The 19,654-nt window shown below is 67.1% G+C and carries 18 protein-coding genes (1 of these 18 only partly in view); 11 read left to right on the top strand and 7 right to left on the bottom strand.

The window, feature by feature from the left end:
* Positions 1-11: 11 nt before the first annotated feature.
* The 3 genes from AAN986_RS19660 to AAN986_RS19650 all read left to right on the top strand — a co-directional run bounded on the left by AAN986_RS19660 (position 12) and on the right by AAN986_RS19650 (position 2,822).
* Positions 12-959: a class III extradiol ring-cleavage dioxygenase gene (locus tag AAN986_RS19660; protein WP_047219655.1), complete on the top strand. Its 948-nt coding sequence runs from the start codon at positions 12-14 to the stop codon at positions 957-959.
* Between the two features lie 95 nt (positions 960-1,054).
* Positions 1,055-1,720, top strand: coding sequence for a phospholipase/carboxylesterase (locus AAN986_RS19655; protein WP_016450545.1), 666 nt, complete (start codon positions 1,055-1,057; stop codon positions 1,718-1,720).
* Positions 1,721-1,910: 190 nt separating this feature from the next.
* A complete protein-coding gene (locus AAN986_RS19650; RefSeq protein WP_047219662.1) occupies positions 1,911-2,822 on the top strand; it encodes a DUF3014 domain-containing protein in 912 nt (303 codons plus the stop codon).
* Positions 2,823-2,840: 18 nt separating this feature from the next.
* On the opposite strand, the gene AAN986_RS19645 is transcribed toward AAN986_RS19650, so the two are convergent.
* The gene (locus tag AAN986_RS19645) at positions 2,841-3,311 is read right to left on the bottom strand and encodes an Lrp/AsnC family transcriptional regulator (protein ID WP_012204416.1); all 471 of its coding nucleotides are present in this window, start codon (positions 3,309-3,311) and stop codon (positions 2,841-2,843) included.
* A 104-nt stretch (positions 3,312-3,415) separates the two neighbouring features.
* Between AAN986_RS19645 and mdeB the strand changes: the two genes are divergently transcribed.
* Complete coding sequence (gene mdeB / locus AAN986_RS19640) at positions 3,416-6,046, top strand: alpha-ketoglutarate dehydrogenase (protein ID WP_047219663.1); 2,631 nt, start codon at positions 3,416-3,418, stop codon at positions 6,044-6,046.
* A 322-nt stretch (positions 6,047-6,368) separates the two neighbouring features.
* Complete coding sequence (locus AAN986_RS19635) at positions 6,369-8,549, top strand: c-type cytochrome (protein WP_047219656.1); 2,181 nt, start codon at positions 6,369-6,371, stop codon at positions 8,547-8,549.
* A gap of 241 nt (positions 8,550-8,790) precedes the next feature.
* Here AAN986_RS19635 and AAN986_RS19630 read toward each other — a convergent pair whose 3' ends face one another.
* Positions 8,791-9,546, bottom strand: a complete 756-nt coding sequence (locus AAN986_RS19630; protein ID WP_241150454.1) for a sulfite exporter TauE/SafE family protein — start codon at positions 9,544-9,546, stop codon at positions 8,791-8,793.
* A gap of 126 nt (positions 9,547-9,672) precedes the next feature.
* Between AAN986_RS19630 and AAN986_RS19625 the strand changes: the two genes are divergently transcribed.
* On the top strand, positions 9,673-10,641 hold the full coding sequence (locus AAN986_RS19625; protein ID WP_043791874.1) for a LysR substrate-binding domain-containing protein: 969 nt from the start codon (positions 9,673-9,675) through the stop codon (positions 10,639-10,641).
* On the opposite strand, the gene AAN986_RS19620 is transcribed toward AAN986_RS19625, so the two are convergent.
* The 5 genes from AAN986_RS19620 to AAN986_RS19600 form a co-directional block, all read right to left on the bottom strand.
* Complete coding sequence (locus AAN986_RS19620) at positions 10,632-11,501, bottom strand: M90 family metallopeptidase (protein ID WP_016450539.1); 870 nt, start codon at positions 11,499-11,501, stop codon at positions 10,632-10,634. The genes AAN986_RS19625 and AAN986_RS19620 overlap by 10 nt on opposite strands.
* Entirely contained in the window at positions 11,498-12,373 is an 876-nt protein-coding gene (locus AAN986_RS19615; RefSeq protein ID WP_016453877.1) for a UDP-2,3-diacylglucosamine diphosphatase, read from the bottom strand. Before AAN986_RS19615 ends, AAN986_RS19620 begins: the two co-directional genes overlap by 4 nt.
* A gap of 157 nt (positions 12,374-12,530) precedes the next feature.
* Positions 12,531-13,037 (bottom strand): peptidylprolyl isomerase, encoded by a 507-nt coding sequence (locus AAN986_RS19610; protein ID WP_016450537.1) that lies wholly within the window; start codon positions 13,035-13,037, stop codon positions 12,531-12,533.
* Positions 13,038-13,094: 57 nt separating this feature from the next.
* Complete coding sequence (locus AAN986_RS19605) at positions 13,095-13,682, bottom strand: peptidylprolyl isomerase (protein ID WP_016450536.1); 588 nt, start codon at positions 13,680-13,682, stop codon at positions 13,095-13,097.
* 148 nt (positions 13,683-13,830) lie between these two features.
* Entirely contained in the window at positions 13,831-14,364 is a 534-nt protein-coding gene (locus AAN986_RS19600; RefSeq protein ID WP_016450535.1) for a tetratricopeptide repeat protein, read from the bottom strand.
* 204 nt (positions 14,365-14,568) lie between these two features.
* Between AAN986_RS19600 and cysS the strand changes: the two genes are divergently transcribed.
* The 5 genes from cysS to AAN986_RS19575 form a co-directional block, all read left to right on the top strand.
* Complete coding sequence (cysS, locus tag AAN986_RS19595; protein WP_047219658.1) at positions 14,569-15,954, top strand: cysteine--tRNA ligase; 1,386 nt, start codon at positions 14,569-14,571, stop codon at positions 15,952-15,954.
* A 49-nt stretch (positions 15,955-16,003) separates the two neighbouring features.
* Entirely contained in the window at positions 16,004-16,813 is an 810-nt protein-coding gene (locus AAN986_RS19590) for a DNA-3-methyladenine glycosylase (protein ID WP_016450533.1), read from the top strand.
* Positions 16,814-16,897: 84 nt separating this feature from the next.
* Positions 16,898-17,875, top strand: coding sequence for an acetyl-CoA carboxylase carboxyltransferase subunit alpha (locus AAN986_RS19585; protein ID WP_016450532.1), 978 nt, complete (start codon positions 16,898-16,900; stop codon positions 17,873-17,875).
* 109 nt (positions 17,876-17,984) lie between these two features.
* Positions 17,985-19,016 carry a tRNA lysidine(34) synthetase TilS gene (gene tilS, locus AAN986_RS19580; protein ID WP_047219659.1) on the top strand — a complete coding sequence of 344 codons (1,032 nt, stop codon included), beginning with the start codon at positions 17,985-17,987 and terminating at the stop codon, positions 19,014-19,016.
* Positions 19,017-19,192: 176 nt separating this feature from the next.
* On the top strand, positions 19,193-19,654 hold the 5' portion of the coding sequence (locus AAN986_RS19575) for an aspartate kinase (protein WP_016450530.1). Its footprint extends 804 nt past the window's final position; 462 of the gene's 1,266 nt are visible here — the first part of the coding sequence; its start codon is at positions 19,193-19,195; its stop codon lies off the right edge, out of view.

The following is a 19,654-nucleotide window of genomic DNA, read 5'->3' as shown; positions in this document are numbered from 1 at the left end:
ACATTAGGGGAATGCAAGATTTTCACGCTTCCCTCGATTCCGGCGCATCCTCCATAGCCGCTTCGGCCGGCACTCGGCTGCCCGTGCTCTACGTCTCCCATGGCTCGCCCATGTTCGCGCTGGAGCCGGGTGAAACAGGCCCCGTGCTCGCGCAATGGGGCAGGGCGCTGCGCCAGGCCCACGGCCCGCTGCGCGGCGTGGTCGTCATGTCGCCGCACTGGATGTCGCATGGCGTGGAAGTCATGACCGGAGCCACGCCCTCCACCTGGCACGACTTCGGCGGCTTCCCGCCCGCGCTCTACGAACTGCAGTACCCGGCCCCCGGCGCGCCCCAGCTGGCGCAGGAAGTCATGGACCGCCTGCAGGCCGCAGGCATTGCCTCCACCGCCAACGCGCAGCGGCCCTTCGACCATGGCGCCTGGGTGCCGCTGATGCATTTGCTGCCGGATGCCGACCTGCCCGTGGTGCAGCTGTCCCTTCCCGCCTCGGCCGGGCCGGCCGAAACCCATGCGCTGGGCGCGGCCCTGGCGGCGCTGCGCGATGAAGGGGTGCTCATCGTCGGCTCCGGCAGCATGACGCACAACCTGGCCGAATTCCGGGGCGGTATGGGCGAGGCCACGGTGCGGGTGGACGACGCCGTGCAGGCCCTGCGCAGCCAGGATGGCCTGCAGGACGACCATGCCGTCGGCGGCTCCAGCGCCTCCTCGCCCTACGTGCAGGATTTCAGCCGCTGGATCGAGTCGCGCCTGCAGGCGCAGGACCTGCCCGCGCTGCTGGACTACCGCGCACGCGCTCCCTCGGCCCGGCGCGCCCATCCCAGCGAAGAGCACTTCATGCCGCTGTACTTCGCCCTGGGCGCGGCCGGCGCCACGGCGCGGCCTCGGTATCTGAGCCGCGAAGTCATGTACTCCATCCTGGCCATGGATGCGATGGCCTTCGAGGACGCGCAGGCGGCATAACCTCCTGCCCCCGCGGACTTGGCGAGGCGCCACAATGGCGCGTTGCCCGGGACCACCCCGGTCCCGGAAATCGCTTAAAAACCAAGGAGTCCGTGATGATCGACCTGCCCCTGCTGGCGCTGGAGCGCCCCGCACAACCCGCACCGGGGCAGCAGCCCTGGCTGCTGGTGCTCATGCATGGCGTTGGCAGCAATGAACAGGACCTGTTCGGCCTCGCATCGTTCGTGCCGCCGCAGTTCCACGTGCTCAGCCTGCGTGCCCCGTTTTCCATGGGGCCCAGTGCCCATGCCTGGTTCCAGTTCACGGTGGATGCCAACGGCACGCGCCACATCCACGCATCGCAGGAAGAGCACAGCCGCGCCCTGGTGGCCCAGACCGTGCAGCAGGCCGGCGCGCGGCTGGGCATTCCTGCCCAGCGTACCGTGGCGGGCGGCTTCAGCCAGGGCGGCATCATGGCGCTCAGCCTGCTGCTGACCCAGCCCGCGCTGCTGCGCGCCGCCATGTGCTGGCACAGCCGCCTGCTGCCCGAGGCCTTGCCGCACCAGGCCCCTGACGCGGCCTTCGACGGCAAGTCGCTCTGGGTCAGCCACGGCACCTACGACAACGTCATTCCGCTGACCAGCGCCCACGCCATTCGCAGCCACGTGCAGCGCCTGCCGCTGCAACTGAGCTACCACGAATACCCGAGCATGCATGAGATCCGCCCCGACGAGCTGCAGGCCGCCATGGCCTGGCTCCAGGATCTGGGCACGCAGGGCTGAGACGGTCGGGTAAGCCGGGTAACGCGTTGTTGCCGGGCGCGCACGATGGCCTGCGCAGAGAGCGAAGCGGCTTATAAACACAAGGCAGGGGCCGGTGTCAGCAAAGCCGGGGAACCCTGGTTGTGCTTTGCTGTCGCACGTCCTGCGGCAACTGTGCTGCCAGCCCCTGCCCAAGCCAAAGGACCCATCCATGCCAGAACGCGACCCCCAAGACTTCCGCCCCCGCGCCAGATCCTCCGGCCCATCGGCTTTCGGCATCGCCGCAGCGGTACTGGCGGCTGCCGCCGTGGGGGGCGCAGCCTGGTGGTACTGGTGGCGTCCCGCCGACGTGCCCGAGGCGCCGCCCGAAGTGGCAGAGGCGCCCGCCCAGCCTGCCGAGCCTGAACCCGTCCCCGCGCCCGAGCTGACCGAGCCCCAGAACCCTGTCGATGCGCTGGAGCCACCCGCGCCCGGCCTGCCCGCGCTGCAGGACTCCGACGCCCATGTCGCCCAGGCCCTCAACGGCCTGCTGGGCCGTGACAAGGCAGGCAGCTTTCTGCAGATGGACGGTTTTGTGCGCCGCGCCGTGGCCACCGTGGACAACCTGACCCGCTCCCAGGCCCCAGCACGGCTTTGGCCCGTGCACCCCGCGCCGCAGCGTTTCACGGTGGAGGGCGCGGCGGAGGCCGGGGAGGCACAGGCCATCTCCCCCGCCAACGCCGCACGCTACAAGGCCTTCGTGGCCTTCGCCGAGTCCATTCCCATGGACGGGGCCGTCAAGCTCTATGCCCGGCTGTATCCCCTGTTCCAGACCGCCTATGAAGACCTGGGCTATCCCAGCCGCTATTTCAACGATCGTCTCATTGCCGTCATAGACCATCTGCGCGCCGCGCCCGAGCCCGCGGGCCCGGTGCAGGTCAGGCTGACCAAGGTGGAGGGCGAGGTGCCCTCCGTCCAGCCCTGGGTACGCTACGAATACGCCGACCCGGAGCTGCAGGCCCTGTCCAGCGGCCAGAAGATGCTGGTGCGCGTGGGGCTGGACAACGAGCGCCGCCTCAAGGCCGTGCTGGGCGAGCTGCGCCGCCGCATCGCCACCGGCGAGATGGCCAAGCCTGCGGGCTGAGGCCAGTCTCCATCCGCCTCAGCCTGCGGCCGGCAGGGGCAGGGCGGTCTTGTACCGCACCTGCTTGAGGGTGAAGCTGGAGCGGATCTTCTCTATGCCCGGAATCGGCGTGAGCTGCTCCACGATGAAGCGCTCCAGCGCACCGATGTCGGCCAGGGCCACGCGGATCAGGTAGTCGGCGTCGCCGCTCATCAGGTAGCACTCCATGACTTCGTCGTGCTCGGCAATGCGGCGCTCGAAGTCGGCCAGCGATTCCTTGGCCTGGGACTTGAGGCTGATGTTGATGAACACGTTCAGCCCCAGCCCCAGGGCCGACGCATTGGCCAGCGCCACATAGCGCGCGATCACGCCGGCCTTCTCCAGCGCCTTGACGCGCGCCAGGCAGGGCGAGGGCGACAGATGCACGCGCCGCGCCAGCTCCACGTTGGACAGCGAGCCGTCCGTTTGCAGCTCGGCCAGAATGCGCAAGTCGATGGTGTCCAGTTTCATGTGCCGGATTTTATGTAGATGCCGGCATGAAATGCTGGAATATGGCGTTTCCCTTATCCATGAACGGCTGCTCATGCCGGTCCGCCAGTCCTAAAGTGGCGGGCATGAACGCACCCACGCCGCTGGCCACGCTGGCCGATATCGATACCGATCCCCAGGAAACCACCGAATGGCGGGAGGCCTTCGCGGCCCTGGTCGCCGCCGAGGGGCCGCAGCGCGCGCGCTTCGTGCTCGAAGAGCTGGCGCGCATGGCGCGCGAGCAGCGCCTGGGCTGGCAGCCCGACCTGAATACGCCCTATGTGAACACCGTGGCCGCGCAGCAGCAGCCGGTGTTTCCGGGCGACCTGGCCATGGAGGAGCGGCTGGCGTCCATCATGCGCTGGAATGCGCTGGCCATGGTGGTGCGCGCCAACCAGGCCTATGGCGAGCTGGGCGGGCACATCGCCAGCTACGCCAGCGCGGCCGACCTGTTCGAGACCGGGTTCAACCATTTCTTCCATGCCCGGGAGGGGCTGGCGCCGGGCCAGCACCGAGGCGACCTGGTGTTCTTCCAGCCGCACAGCGCCCCCGGCGTGTATGCGCGCGCCTTCCTGGAAGGGCGGCTGAGCGAGCAGGACCTGCAGCACTATCGGCAGGAGATCAGCGCGCCGGCCGCTGGCGCGCAAGGCCTGTCCAGCTATCCCCATCCCTGGCTGATGCCCGATTTCTGGCAGTTCCCGACGGGCTCCATGGGCATAGGCCCCATCAGCAGCATCTACCACGCGCGCTTCATGCGCTATCTCACGCACCGCCGCCTGCTGGACTGCCAGGAGCGCAAGGTCTGGGGCGTGTTCGGCGACGGCGAGATGGACGAGCCCGAAAGCATGAGTGCCCTCACGCTGGCCGCGCGCGAGGGGCTGGACAACCTGGTCTGGGTGGTCAACTGCAATCTGCAGCGCCTGGACGGCCCGGTGCGCGGCAACGGCCGCATCGTCGATGAACTGGAGCGGCTGTTCGCCGGCGCGGGCTGGAACGTGGTCAAGCTGCTGTGGGGCAGCGACTGGGACGGGCTGTTGGCTCGCGACATCACCGGCACCCTGGCACGCACGCTGGGCGGCACGGTGGACGGGCAGATGCAGACCTTCGCCGCCAAGGACGGCCGCTACAACCGCGAGCATTTCTTTGGACAGAACCCCGAGCTCGCCGCCCTGGCCCAGGGCCTGACGGACGAGCAGATCGACCGCTTGAAGCGCGGCGGCCATGATCTGGTGAAGATCCATGCGGCCTATGCAGCGGCTGCCGCCCATCGCGGCCAGCCCACGGTGATCCTGGCCCATACCAAGAAGGGCTACGGCATGGGCTCGGCCGGGCAGGGCAAGATGACCACGCACAGCCAGAAGAAGCTGGACGAGACCGACCTGATCGAGTTCCGCAACCGCTTCAACCTGCCGCTGAGCGACGAGCAGGCCAAGGGCCTGGCCTTCCACAAGCCTGCCGATGACAGTGCCGAGATGCAGTACCTGCGCGAGCGCCGAACGGCCCTGGGCGGCGCACTGCCGCGCCGCGAAACGGTGTGCGACCGCGTGCCCGTTCCAGCGCTGGAGCAATACGCCCAGTTCGCGCTGGCGCCTGCCGGCAAGGAAATGAGCACCACCATGGCCTTTGTGCGCATGCTGGGCAGCCTGCTCAAGGATGCGCAGCTGGGCCCGCGCATCGTGCCCATCGTGGCCGACGAGGCGCGCACCTTCGGCATGGCCAACCTGTTCAAGCAGGTGGGCATCTACAGCAGCCTGGGCCAGCGCTACGCGCCCGAGGACATCGGCTCGGTGCTGTCCTACCGCGAGGCGCTGGACGGCCAGATCCTGGAGGAGGGCATCAGCGAGGCCGGCGCCATTGCCAGCTGGACGGCGGCGGCCACCAGCTACAGCGTGCACGGCCTGGCCATGCTTCCGTTCTACATCTACTACTCCATGTTCGGCTTCCAGCGCGTGGGCGACGCCATCTGGGCGGCGGCCGACCAGCGGGCGCGCGGCTTTTTGCTGGGCGCCACCTCGGGCCGCACCACGCTGGGCGGAGAAGGCCTGCAGCACCAGGACGGCTCCAGCCATCTGGTGGCGGCCACCATTCCCAACTGCAAGGCCTGGGACCCTGCGCATGCCGGCGAACTCGCCGTGATCCTGGACGCCGGCATGCGCGAGATGCTGGTCGAGCAGCGCGATGTCTTCTACTACGTCACGCTGATGAACGAGAACTATGCCCAGCCCGACCTGCCCGCAGGCGCTGCCGAAGGCGTGCTGCGCGGCGCCTATGTGTTCAGCCGTTTTGGCGATGCGGACCGTGCCACGCAGCATGTCACCTTGCTGGGATCGGGCGCCATCCTCACCGAAGTGCTCAAGGCCGCCGAGCAATTGGCCAGCGAGGGCATGGCCGCCACCGTGGTCAGCGTGACCAGCTGGAGCGAGCTGGCGCGCGATGGCGTGGCCTGCGAGCAGCGCATGCTGGCGGGCGAGGCACCTGGCCAGCCCTGGATCGCGCAGCTGCTGCAAGGTACGCAGGGCCCGGTGATTGCCGCCACCGACTATGTGCGCGCGGTGCCCGAGACCGTGCGCGCCTTCCTGCCCGCAGGCCGCCGTTTCCTCACGCTGGGCACGGACGGCTTCGGCCGCAGCGACACGCGTGCGGCGCTGCGCGGCTACTTTGGGGTGGATGCACACAGCGTGGCGCAGGCCGCGCGCCGGATGATCCACGCGGGTTGAGCCGAGCCTGTCCACGCACCCGGCATCCCCGGGATGTACACATGGCGGCCCCTTCGCGGGGCCGCTTTGCATTGCTGCGCCCCCATTTGCGCCGCCACTTTTCCTGTGGATGGATTAAGCCCGCGTTAAATGCGCAAGTGGCTTATCTTTTTCGTCGGCTTGCATCAAAAAATAGGGTGATTCCACTAGAATTTGTATATATAAGAAGATATTGCGCAAAGAGATTGATATTTGCTGCAATGGTTGCATGCGTTGGGTGGAATATCTCGTCAATATCCGATTTTCTCTTTCAATAATAATTTATTTCACGGGATAGAAGACGATGAAACTCTCGCTCAAGCAAGGCCTGCTGTGCGTGGCCGTGCTGTCGGCTGCCGCATGGCAGCTCGCCATCTCGGCGCCGGCGCCCGAGGTGGATCATGCGCAAATGCCGCAGATCATCGATGACCTGCCCGCCGACTATGCGGCGGACCTGAGCGCCGAGCAAAGAAACCTGGTGGACCGTGGCCGTTATATCGCGCGACTGGGTGATTGCGTGGCCTGCCATACCGGAAATAAAACACAGCCCATGGGTGGTGGCCTGGCGCTGGAGACGCCATTCGGCAAGATCTATTCCACCAATATCTCGCCCGACGCCGATACGGGCATGGGCAAATACAGCTTCGAGCAGTTCGACCGCGCCATGCGCAAGGGCGTGGCGGCCGATGGCCGCAACATGTACCCGGCCATGCCCTATCCCTCCTACGCCAAGATGACGGCCGAGGACATGCAGGCCCTGTATGCCTACCTGATGCAGGGCGTGGCGCCCGTGAAGGCGGCCAACAAGGAGTCCGACCTGGGCTTTCCCTTCAACCAGCGCTGGGGCCTGGCGCTGTGGAACTGGGTGTTTCTGGATGACGCGCCCTTCCAGCCCCAACCGCAGCAAACTGCCCAGTGGAACCGGGGCGCCTACCTGGTGCAGGGCCTGGGCCACTGCGGCGCCTGCCATACGCCGCGCGGCGTGGGCTTCCAGGAAAAGACCATGACCGGCGAGGGCCGCAAGGGCGAGTACTTCCTGGCCGGCGAGACCGTGGAGAACTGGCGCGCACTGAGCCTGCGCGACCTGTGGACACCCGAGGAGACCGCCCAACTGCTCAAGACCGGGCGCAACAGCCACGGCACGGTCTCCGGCAACATGGTCGATGTGGTCCAGCACAGCACCCAGTACATGAGTGACGAGGACCTGCTGGCCATCGGCATCTATCTGAAGTCGCTGCCCGCAGGCAAGAACGACCTGCCCATGCAGGTGGCCCAGGGGCCGGGGCCGGTCATCGCCCCGCATCCGGCGTCGCAGGCCTCCGGGCATGCGCCGTCCGCCACGTCGGCAGTGTTTTCCGATGTGCCTGCCGATCTCTACGCCAGCCGGGGCGGCCTGGGCTATCTGCAGTTCTGCGCCGACTGCCACCGTGCCGATGGCGGCGGCGTGAAGGACGTGTTCCCGCCACTGGCCGGCAATTTCTCGCTGCAGTCGCAGGACCCGTCCACGCTGATCCATCTGATGCTGGCGGGCTGGAAGGCGCCCGTCACGCAAAGCCACGCCCGGCCGCTGACCATGCCTGCCTTCGCACAGCTCAAGGATGCGGAGATCGCCGACATCCTCAACTTCGCCCGCAAGAGCTGGGGCCGTGCCGATGCGCGCGAGATCCATGCCAGGGAGGTGCAATCCATGCGCAAGCAGCTCGATGCCAAGGGCGAAAGCGCACGCCCCTTCGAGACGCCGCGCCTGGCCGCCATGCTGGACGAATCCAATGCGAAGCAACTGGTCTACGGCGCCCGCCTGAACATTGAGACGCGCGACCTGCTGCCCAGGAATGTGGGCAACGCGCTGAACTGCGCCAGCTGCCACCTGAACGCGGGCACGGTGGCCGATGGTTCGCCCTACATCGGTGTCTCGGCCTTCTTCCCCGGCTATGCGCCGCGCGCGGGCCGCGTCATCACGCTGGAGGACCGCATCAATGGCTGCTTCCTGCGCTCCATGAACGGCAAGCCGCTGCCGCTGGAGTCCGACGAGATCAAGGCCATGGTCGCCTACTTCGACTGGATGCGCCGCGAAACCAAGCCCGAGGACAAGGTCGAAGGCCGGGGCGTGGGCAAGATCAGCCAGTCCATCGTGCCCAACGTGGACAACGGCAAGAAGATCTATGCGGCCCAGTGCGCGGTCTGCCATGGCGGCGAGGGCGAAGGCGTGAAGAACGCCAAGGGCCAGTGGGTCTATCCGCCGCTGTGGGGTGACCAGTCCTTCAACATCGGTGCGGGCATGGCGCGCACCTACACGGCAGCGGCCTTCGTCAAGCGCAACATGCCCATCGCCTTCCATGGCAATTTCCCGCTGGGCCAGGGCGGCCTCAGCGACCAAGAGGCCGTGGACGTGGCCGAGTACTTCAGCCACCAGCCGCGCCCGGACTTTGCCAACAAGCACAAGGACTGGCCCAAGGACAAGAAGCCGGCCGACGCGCGGTACTGATGCGCCATCGAGGGAGAAGAAGGCGTTCCCGCCACGCGGCGGGCGCCTGAAGGCGGGGCAGGGAGCGATTCCTGCCCCGCCTTTTTTCGAGGGCAGTGCCCAGTCTTGCGCGCGCTGCAGATCCTTCTTGGCGGCGGCCAGTTCGTTGCCCAGCCCCTGCACGTGTTGCTGCCGTTGCCTGGCCATCTGCTGCAGCCGGCAGGCTTGGTTCCAGGCCTTCCCGGCAGCGCGTTCGGCGCGCTCAGCCCGCGCGCTGCAGCAGCACCGGCACCGAGGAGGCCAGCAGCGCCACGCCGGACAGGCACAGCAGGCCCAGCACGATCTGCCGGAAACGCATCTCGCTGATGCCGATATACAGCCTGGAGCCCAGCAGCGATGGAATGAGCATGGCCGGCGCCACGATGGCGAACAGCGGCAGCATGTTGCGCGCGACCATGCCGGTGCCCAGGTAGGTGGCCATGGTCACGGCCAGCATGGACAGGTTGAAGTTCTGGATGACCGAGCGCTGCTCATCCTTGGGGTAGCCGCGCAGCGTGCACCACAGCGTGGGCAGCGTGCCCGTGAAGCCGCCCAGTCCGCCCATCACGCCGCCCGCCAGGCCCACGGCGCCGTCTGCCACACTGCCGCCGCGCGCCAGCCTGGGCAGGCGGGCCGACAGCAGCATCACCGGGCACCACAGCACCAGCATGCCGCCCAGCAAGGCCTTGAACCAGGCCATGTCCAGGTGCGGCAGCAGCAAGACACCCAGGGGTATGCCGGCAAGACCGCCCAGGATGAAGGGCAGCAGCTTTGCCAGCGCAAACCCGCGCCGCACGGTGATGGCCGACAGCACCTGGCCCAGCAGCGAGCCGAAGACGGTGAGCACGGCCGCATCGCGCGGCTCCAGCACCCAGGCCCAGAACGACATGGCCACCATGCCGAAGGCAAAGCCCGACAGGCCCTGCACGAATCCGGCCGCCGCTGCGCCCAGCGCGATGATGAAAAACATGCCATCCATGGTCTGCCTGGTCCTTTCGTACTGGGTGTGCAAGACGCCGGAATTCTGGGACGCATGCATAAGCAGAAATTCGTTTGTTTTTATTGTTCAATATGGTTTTGCTTATGACGCGCCACGCCTGAAGCCATGCCGCAACACCCCACTGCATCGACCGCTGCCCAACTGGCCCACCGCATGGCCACGCGCCTGAAGATGAAGCATTTGCTGCTGCTGCGCTCCATCAGCGAGCTGGGCACGCTGACTCGCGTGGCCGAGCGCATGGCCACCAGCCAGCCCGCCGTGACCCAGGCCCTGGCCGAGCTGGAGTCGTTGTTCGGCGCGCCGCTGTTCCTGCGTTCTGCGCGTGGCATGGAGCCTACGGAGCTGGGCGCGCTGGTGCTGGCGCGCGCCCGGGGCATGCTGGCCGACCTGGACCATTGGGCCCACGACATCGAGGCCGTGGGGCAGCAGCGTGCGGCGCACCTGCAGGTGGGTGTCATCCCCTTCCTGCCTGCGCGCATGCTGGCCGAGGCCATCGGCAGGACGCGGCCGCAAGGCCGGCGCATCACGGTCACGCTGCATGAGGACACCAGCGACCGCCTGCTGCAAAAGTTGCGCGCACATGAGCTGGACTGCGTGATTGGCCGCGCCTCGGCCGTGCTGGACATGAGCGGCATACGGCACAGCGTGCTTTATGAGCAGGAGCCTCGCCTGATCGCCCACCGCAGCCTGGCCACGCGGCTGGGGCGCCGGCCTCTGCAGTGGGCCGAACTCACGGGGCTTGACTGGGTGCTGGGCCAGCGCCGCACGCCCATGCGCGAGCAGATCACCGACTTTTTTCTGCGCGCGGGCGTGGAGCCGCCGCCGCCGTTTGTGGAAACGCTCTCGGCCAAGGTGATCGGCGAGCTGGTGGCGGCCAATGAGCGGGCCGTGTCCATCGTGCCGGCCGACATTGCCGAGGAACTGGTGCGCATCGCGGGCGTGGGCATTGTGCGCCACCGTTTCGGCTGGACCCTGCCACCCATCACCCTGTTCGAGCGCAAGGCGGGCGGGCAGTACGAGGAGCAGCGCCTGTTCGCCCAGGCGCTGAAGGAGGTTTGCTCCGATCAGGGGTGACGGGTGGCCGGCTTGAAGAGCGCAGCCAGCAGCGGCTCCAGCGTGGGGAATTCCAGGGCAAAGCGGGCGCGGTCCACGAAGAAGGCTTCGCAGGCCACGGCGAAGAATTCGGCGGGCGCCGTGGCGCCATAGCCGTCCAGCCAAGGCCATTCGCCGCCAAAGCGTTCGGCGATGGTGATCTGCTCACGGAAGGCGTCGTAGGCCGGCGCCCAGGCGGCCTGCCATATCTCGCGGGCCTGGCGCGCGGAGCCGCTGCCCATGAAACCGGGCGGCAGGGGCGGGCAGCCATCGGCGCCGCCGTTGCGCATGTCGATCTTGTGGGCGAATTCGTGGATCACCACGTTGGCGGCCTGGCCGCCGTGACCGTGGTGGCTGGCATGCGGCCCGCGGCCTGCGCCGATGGCCTGCCAGCTCAGCATGACGGGGCCGCCATGCATGGCCTCGCCCATGATCACTTCGTCGTAGTCGTGGATGACGCCGGCCTCGTCCATGCTCTGGCGCCGCGCCACGGCATCGCCCGGGTGCACCACGATGCCGACAAAGTCGTCATACCAGGACAGCGCGCCCTGCGGCTCGCCCCAGTGCAGCAGTGGCAGGCAGGCCTGGGCGGCAATCTCCAGCGCCATGGCGTCGCTCACTTGCAGGCCGTGCGCGCCGTGGAAGCGCTTGCGCTGCAGGAAGACGGCGGCCAGTGCGCGCAGCTTCGATTGCTCCTCCAGCGTCAGCGAGGAAAGAAAGGGGTAGGCGGCCAGCGTGGACAGCCACAGCGGCGCTGGAATCTCAGGCACCGGCGAGACGGCGGAGCGTGCGCGGCGGCCCAGCCGCCGGACCCAGTGGCCCAGTTGTCGCCAGAGGCTCATCGTTGGGGCGCCTGTTCAAGTACTTCGGACAGCGGCAGGCGCCGCAGGCCCTGGCCCTGCTCCCAGCGCAGCACTTCGGCGCGCGGCACGGCGGCTGCCAAATCCCAGTCGCTGAGCACCACACGCCGCAGGCCATCGCCCAGTTCATGGTCGGCCGGGCGGTGCGTGTGGCCGTGGACCAGGGTGGCGGCGCGTGCGGCGCGCAGCCAGCTGCGCGTGGCCTCGGCATCCAGGTCGGCATAGGTGGGCATGGCGGCGGTGTGGCTGGCGGAGGGGGCGGCTGCGTCCGCTCCGGCCGATTCACGTTTGCGCGACTCGCTCTCCTGCCGGATGCCGCGTGCCTGCTCGCGGCGCAGCGGCAGCGGCTGCGCCAGGAAGGCCGCCTGCCACGCGGCGGAGCGCGCCATGGCGCGAAAGCGCTGGTAGTCCGTATCGTCCAGGCACAAGGCATCGCCATGGCTGAGCAGGATGCGCTGGTCGCCGCAGTCGAGCACGGTGGGGTCGGCCAGCGTGGTCGTGCCGCACAGCGCATCGAACTGCGCTCCGGTCAGGAAGTCGCGGTTGCCCTGCATGAAGAACAGCGGCCTGCGGGCGGCGGCCTCGCGCAGGGTGGCGGCGCAATCGGCCTCGAAACTGCCGGGATCCAGCAAGGCGTCGTCGCCCACCCAGACTTCGAACAGGTCACCGAGCAGAAAGACGGCATCGGCCTGCGTGGCGTGCAGGTAGCGGCGAAAGGCCTGCACGGTGGCGGGCTCGCAGGCCTGCAGGTGCAGGTCGGAGATGAAGTCCAGCGTGCGCCAGGCCGCGGGCAGTGTCCATTCGGCCGCAATGGGCGGCACGCAGGGAGGGCGAGGTGCGGCAGTCTGGGCCATGGGCGGGTGCGCGCCCGGCAAGGGCGCTGCATGAAGGCTGGGGAAGGCTCTGGAGCAGGGCTGTTGTCCATGGGCACGGCCAGGGGCGGGCCATGTGCATGGACAACAGGGCGGCTGCACGCCAAGGGGGCAGCCGCCTTGTCGGAATGGCGCCTGATTACAGGGCCACGGCCTTTTCGATGATCACGTCATCCTTGGGCACGTCCTGGTGGCCGCCGTTGCGGCCGGTCTTCACGCCGCGCAGCTTGTCCACGATCTCGGTGCCCTTGACCACCTTGCCGAACACGGCATAGCCCCAGCCCTGGGCGCTGGGCGAGGTGTGGTTCAGGAAGCCGTTGTCGGCCACGTTGATGAAGAACTGGGCGGTGGCCGAGTGCGGGTCGCCGGTACGGGCCATGGCAATGGTGTACTTGTCGTTCTTCAGGCCGTTCTTGGCCTCGTTCTCTATGGGCGCATCGGTGCCCTTTTGCTTCATGCCGGGCTCGAAGCCGCCGCCCTGGATCATGAAGCCATCGATGATGCGATGGAAGATGGTGTTGTCGTAGTGGCCCTTGTTCACATAGGCTAGGAAGTTCTCGGTGCTCTTGGGGGCCTTGGCGGCGTCGAGTTCGAGGGTGATGACGCCGTGGTCGGCGATGTGGAGTTCGACTTGGGGATTGCTCATGGCGATTCCTTGTTGGGTGGAGGGCAGGGGCGTGCCACGCTGGGCGCGGCGCGCGGTTTACTTGACTTCGGTGGCCGAGAGGATGGTCACCGGCTTGGTGGGTACATTCTGGTGCATGCCCTGGTTGCCCGTGGCCACCGTGCGGATTTTGTCCACCACATCCATGCCCTGGACCACGCGGCCGAAGACGGCGTAGCCGTGTCCGTCAGGCTTGGGTGCGTTGAGCATGTCGTTGTTCACCACGTTGATGAAGAACTGCGAGGTGGCCGAGTTGGGATTGCCAGTGCGCGCCATGGCGATGGTGCCCCGGTCATTCTTGAGGCCGTTGTCCGCTTCCAGCGGAATCGGCGCGCGCGTGGGCTTTTCCTTGAGGCTGGCGTCCATGCCGCCACCCTGGATCATGAAGCCGTCCATCACGCGGTGGAACACCGTGCCGTCATAGTGCTTGTCGCGCACGTACTGCATGAAGTTGGCCACGGTCTTGGGGGCCTTGGCCTCGTTCAGCTCCAGCACGATGTCGCCCATGCTGGTCTTGAGCTGCACCTTGGGTGTGGCGTTCTGCGCCATGGCGGGCAGGGCGGTGCAAAGGGAAGCGGCCAGGGCCATGCCGGCCAGGGAAAGCGACGCAATGCGGCGTGTGGTCATGCAAATCTCCTGAGAAAGCCAAAGGGCTGGGGGATGGAGTGGGAAAACCCGGGCAGGTTCCTGCGCGTGCGCGCAGGCGTGGCAAGACCCAAATGGCGCGCAGACCGCCGTGCCTGGGCGCCGGGGTCGTGCGTGTGGGCCGTGTCTTCTATTTGGTGCCGGTGACTGGAGCCAGCAATTCGCGCAGCAGCTTGAGCTTGGGCCGCACGCTGGCAGCACGGCCGTCCAGGCCTTGTGCCTTGCCGTAGGCCTCGTAGGCCAGGCGGGCGTGGATGTCGCCCAGATTCTCGTAGGCAACGCCGTAGTTGGGGTTGTTGCGCACGGCCGACTCCAGGGCGGAGCGGGCCTTGTCGAGCTGGTTCTGGCCTGCGTAGATGACGGCCAGGTTGTTGTAGGGCTCGGGCAGCTCGGGGTAGTCCTCGATGAGCTGGTTCAGCGCGGCGATGGCCTCGTCGGTCTTGCCGCTGTCGGTCAGGGCCACGGCCTTGAGAAAGCGCATCTGGGGGTCGCGTGCGTTCTTGGCAAGGTAGGCTTCGGCGCGTGCCAGGGCCTGGGTGCTTTTGCCGTTGCGCAGCAACTGGTTCACTTCCGTATAGTCGTCGGCGTGGGCGTGGCCTGTTGCGAGCAGGGCCGCCAGTGCCGCGAGGCGCAGGGCGGAGCGAAACGAGTTGCGTAGAGGCATGTAGGTGCTTTCGGGGCCTCGGGGAAACGCCCCGCGGCGCGGGCTTATACTGCTGTGAATTGTAGCTGAGGGGTGTGCTGGGTAACACGGGCTCTGCGCCTGCCGCTCCTGCTCCCTGCTGAGCATGCCTGCATCGGCGCCAAGGGTCCGGCGGCGCGTGGGACGCGCCCCCTGCAGCGGCCCTTTCTCCCCTGATGAACATCCATGAGTTTGCGTATCTACAACACGCTGTCGCGTGCATTGGAAGCGTTTTCGCCAATCGAACCGGGCCATGTGCGCATGTATGTGTGCGGCATGACCGTGTACGACCTGTGCCACCTGGGACACGCGCGCTCCATGGTCGCTTTCGACGTGGTGCAGCGCTGGCTTCGGGCCAGCGGAAATCGCGTGACCTATGTGCGCAACATCACCGACATCGACGACAAGATCATCCGTCGTGCCGTGGAGAACGGCGAGACCATTCGTTCGCTGACCGACCGCATGATCGACGCGCTGCACCAGGACGCCGACGCCCTGGGCATCGAACGCCCCACGCATGAGCCGCGCGCCACCGAATACGTGCCGCAGATGCTGTCCATGATCGGCCGCCTGCAGGACAAGGGCCTGGCCTACCAGGGCAGCGATGGCGACGTGAACTTTGCCGTGCGCAAGTTCCCCGGCTACGGCAAGCTCTCTGGCAAGTCGCTGGACGAATTGCAGGCCGGCGAACGCGTGGCCGTGCAGGACGGCAAGCAGGACCCGCTGGACTTCGTGCTGTGGAAAAGCGCCAAGCCCAGCGAGCCCGACGAGGTCAAGTGGGCCAGCCCCTGGGGCGCGGGCCGGCCGGGCTGGCACATCGAGTGCTCGGCCATGGGCTGCGAGATGCTGGGCGAGAGCTTCGACATCCACGGTGGCGGTGCCGATCTGCAGTTCCCGCACCACGAAAACGAGATTGCCCAGAGCGAAGGCGCGACCGGCAAGCCTTTCTCGCAGGTCTGGATGCACAACGGCTTCATCAACGTGGACAACGAGAAGATGTCCAAGTCGCTGGGCAACTTCTTCACCATCCGCGACGTGCTCAAGGAGTACGACGCAGAGACCGTTCGCTTCTTCGTCGTGCGCAGCCACTACCGCAGCCCGCTGAACTACAGCGACGTGCATCTGAACGATGCGCGCGGCGCGCTCAAGCGCCTGTACACGGCGCTGAGCCTGGTGGCCCCTGCCGAGGTCGCCATCGACTGGAGCCATCCCGCTGCCGCACGCTTCAAGGCGGCCATGGACGAGGACTTCGGCACGCCCGAGGCCGTGGCCGTGCTGTTCGAGCTGGCTGCAGAAGTCAATCGCAGCAAGAGTGCCGAGACGGCGGGCCTGCTCAAGGCCCTGGCCGGATGCCTGGGCTTGCTGCAGGGCGAGCCCCAGGCCTTCCTGCAGGCAGGAGCGGCAGATGTGGATGCCGCCGCCATCGAGGCGCAGATTGCCGCACGCGCAGCCGCCAAGGCGGCCAAGGACTGGGCCGAGGCCGACCGTATCCGCAAGGCCCTGCTGGAGCAGGGCATCGTGCTCAAGGACTCCCCTGCAGGCACGACCTGGGAGGCAGCCGCCAAGGGCTGATCCGTATGCCTTGCCAGACGTGCCGCGCCAGGTGCGGGGAGGTGCTTTGATGGCCTCCGCCAAACCCCTGGACACCATGGATTTCGAGCAGTTGCCGCTGGTGGCCGATCTGCCCGTGCCCGAACAGCAACCGGCCCCGCTGCCGGTGGTGACGCTGGGCGCGCGCGCAGGCTCGCCGCCTGCCGCCGCAGCGGCCGCTGCCGCCACGCCCAAGGCCAAGATATCGCTGCCCGCGCCGCCCGAAGGCGCGCCTGCCTACTGGGCCGAGGCCTGCCGCCAGCTCGTGCGCCGCGACCGCGTGATGAAGCGCCTGATCCCGCGCTTTGCCCACCTGGCCCTGCAGCCCGGTGGCGATGCCTTTGCCACGCTGGCGCGCTCCATCGTGGGCCAGCAGATCTCGATGAAGGCCGCGCAGACGCTGTGGAACAAGTTCGCACGCCTGCCTGCGCGGATGGCGCCTGACCTGGTGCTCAAGCTCAAGGTGGATGACATGCGCGCCGTGGGCCTGTCCGCCCGCAAGGTGGACTACCTGGTGGACCTGGCCATGCATTTCACCGAGCACCGCCTGCACCAGGACGACTGGCAGGGCATGAGCGACGAAGCCATCGTGGCTGAGCTCATGTCCATCCGCGGCGTGGGCCGGTGGACGGCCGAGATGTTCCTCATCTTCTACCTGCAGCGGCCCAATGTGCTGCCGCTGGACGATGCAGGCCTGATCTCGGGCATCAGCCAGAACTATTTTTCAGGCGACCCCGTCAGCCGCAGCGAGGCGCGCGAGGTTGCCGAGGCCTGGAAGCCGTGGTGCACCGTGGCGACTTGGTATATTTGGCGCTCGCTCGAGACGCAGCCTGCCGCCTGAAGACAAACCGATCACACCCGATCAACCCCCCGTTTTCCGGCCGGAACGCATGCACCGTGCCTGGCTGGGACAAGGAGAAACAAGTTGGCGAAAAAGAACTTTCTGGATTTTGAGCAGCCCATCGCCGAGCTCGAATCCAAAATCGAGGAACTGCGCTACGTGCAGACCGAAAGCGCAGTCGATATCTCGGAAGAGATTGAGCAGCTCAGCAAAAAGAGCCTGCAGCTGACCAAGGACATCTACAGCGACCTCTCGCCCTGGCAGATCACCAAGATCGCGCGCCATACCGAGCGTCCCTACACGCTGGACTATGTGCGCGACTGCTTCACCGACTTCATCGAGATGCACGGGGACCGGCACTTTGCCGACGACCAGTCCATCGTGGGCGGGCTGGCGCGCTTCAATGGCATGTCCTGCATGGTCATCGGCCACCAGAAGGGCCGCGACACCAAGGAGCGCACGCTGCGCAACTTCGGCATGACGCGCCCCGAGGGCTACCGCAAGGCCCTGCGTCTCATGAAGACGGCCGAGAAGTTCGGCTTGCCGGTCTTCACCTTCGTGGACACGCCCGGCGCTTTCCCCGGCATCGAGGCCGAGGAGCGCGGCCAGTCCGAAGCCATCGGCCGCAACATCTACGAAATGGCCCAGCTGCAGACCCCCATCATCACCACCGTTATCGGTGAAGGCGGCTCGGGCGGCGCACTGGCAATTGCCGTTGCCGACCAGGTGCTGATGCTGCAATACGCCGTCTACTCCGTGATCAGCCCGGAAGGCTGCGCCTCCATCCTCTGGAAGACCGGCGAAAAGGCCCAGGACGCGGCCGATGCCATGGGCATCACGGCCCACCGCCTCAAGGCCCTGGGCCTGGTGGACAAGATCGTCAACGAGCCCGTGGGCGGCGCCCACCGCGACCCCAAGCAAATGGCCGCCTTCCTCAAGCGTGCGCTGGGCGATGCCTACCGCCAGCTGGCCGACCTCAAGCCCAAGGAACTGCAGGACCGCCGCTACGAGCGCCTGCAAAGCTACGGCCGTTTCGCCGATACCAAGGCAGACAATCGCTGAAGGCCGGCGCCACGCTCTGGCACACTGAACGGCTCCCCTGTGGGAGCCGTTTTCTTTTTGTGCCGGGACTCGGCCTGAGCCCTGGCATACCTGATCCAAGCCTGTGGAAATGCCGATCACCGACCTGCCGCAAAACCTGCCGGACACCTCACCAGACGCCGAGTCAGGCGTCGCGTCAGGCGCCGCCTTGGGTGCTGCCATCCAGCGCTTTGCGCCACCGCTGCCGCTGGCCGTTGCCTTCAGCGGCGGAGCGGACTCCACTGCGTTGCTGCTGGCCTGTGCCGAGCGCTGGCCGGGCCAGGTCGTCGCCATCCATGTGCACCACGGTTTGCAGTCGGCCGCCGATGCCTTTGTGCTCCAGTGTGAAAAAACCTGTGCGCAGCATGCCGTCCCCTTGAAGATCTGCCGCGTGGATGCGCGCCACGCGCCGGGCCAAAGCCCTGAGGATGCGGCGCGTCAGTTGCGCTACGCCACGTTGATCAAGGCGGCCAACGAGCCCTGGCCTGCGCAGGGCGGTGTGCCCATGCCTGCCGTTCGCAGCCTGGCCCTGGCGCAGCATGCCGACGACCAGGTCGAGACGCTGCTGCTGGCGCTGTCGCGCGGCGCCGGCGTTGCGGGGCTGGCCGCCATGCCGGCGCAGTGGAGCAGGGCGGGACTTGCGTGGTATCGACCGCTGCTTGATCTGCCTGGCCAGGTATTGCGGGACTGGCTTGCTGCGCGCGGCCAGGAGTGGGTGGAAGACCCTTCCAATGCCGATGCCCGCTACACCCGCAATCGCATCCGCGCCCAGTTGCTGCCGGCGTTGCACCAGGCCTTCCCCCAGTTTCGCGCCACCTTTGCGCGCAGCAGCCGGCATTGCGCCGAAGCGGCCGAGCTCTTGCAGGAGATGGCCCAGGCCGACCTGGGTGCGGTGGGCAACCCGCCCCGCATCGCCGCATTGCAGGCGCTGAGCCCAGCGCGCCAGGCCAATGTGCTGCGCCACTGGCTGCGCAGCGTGCATGCCACCACCCCGAGCGCCGCGCAGCTCGATCAACTGCTCGCGCAGGTCGGCGTTTGCCGTACGCGAGGCCACCGCATCCATCTCAAGATGGGCAGGGGTTTTGTGCGGCGCCTGGGGTCAGTGCTCGATTGGTACAATTGACAGGTTTTGGTCCAACTTTGCACGAAAACCGGCGGCGCGCCAAAACCAAATGGCTTGCGCAAGACGGGTCTGGACGGACATTTCGCTACATGCGCAGTCCTCTTGAGCACCTGGCTTGCACAAGCACCCCCTGTCGTACAGCGCCGTGCCTAGCAGTTTCGTCACCCTGATATCCAATGGCACTGATCGTTCATAAATACGGCGGCACCTCGATGGGCTCGACAGAGCGCATCCGCAACGTTGCCAAGCGCGTGGCCAAGTGGGCTAGGGCCGGTCACCAGATGGTGGTCGTCCCCAGCGCCATGAGTGGCGAAACCAACCGTCTGCTGGGCCTGGCCAGCGAGCTGGCTCCCAGCTCGGCCAAAACGGCGTACTACCGTGAACTCGACATGCTCGCCTCCACGGGCGAGCAGGCGTCGTCGGCACTGCTGGCCATTGCGCTGCAGGCCGAAGGCCTGGAAGCCATCAGCTTCTCGGGCTGGCAGGTTCCCGTGCGCACGGACAGCAGCTTCACCAAGGCGCGCATCGAGTCCATCGATGACAAGCGCGTTCGCGCCGAACTCGACGCTGGCCGCGTGGTCATCATCACCGGCTTCCAGGGCATTGATCCCAACGGTCACGTCACCACGCTCGGCCGT

The sequence above is a fragment of the Delftia sp. DS1230 genome (genome assembly GCF_040112715.1).
Classification (GTDB): domain Bacteria; phylum Pseudomonadota; class Gammaproteobacteria; order Burkholderiales; family Burkholderiaceae_C; genus Comamonas; species Comamonas tsuruhatensis.
Note: the sequence above shows the minus strand (reverse complement) of the source record. Positions and strands in the feature narration are given on the sequence as shown.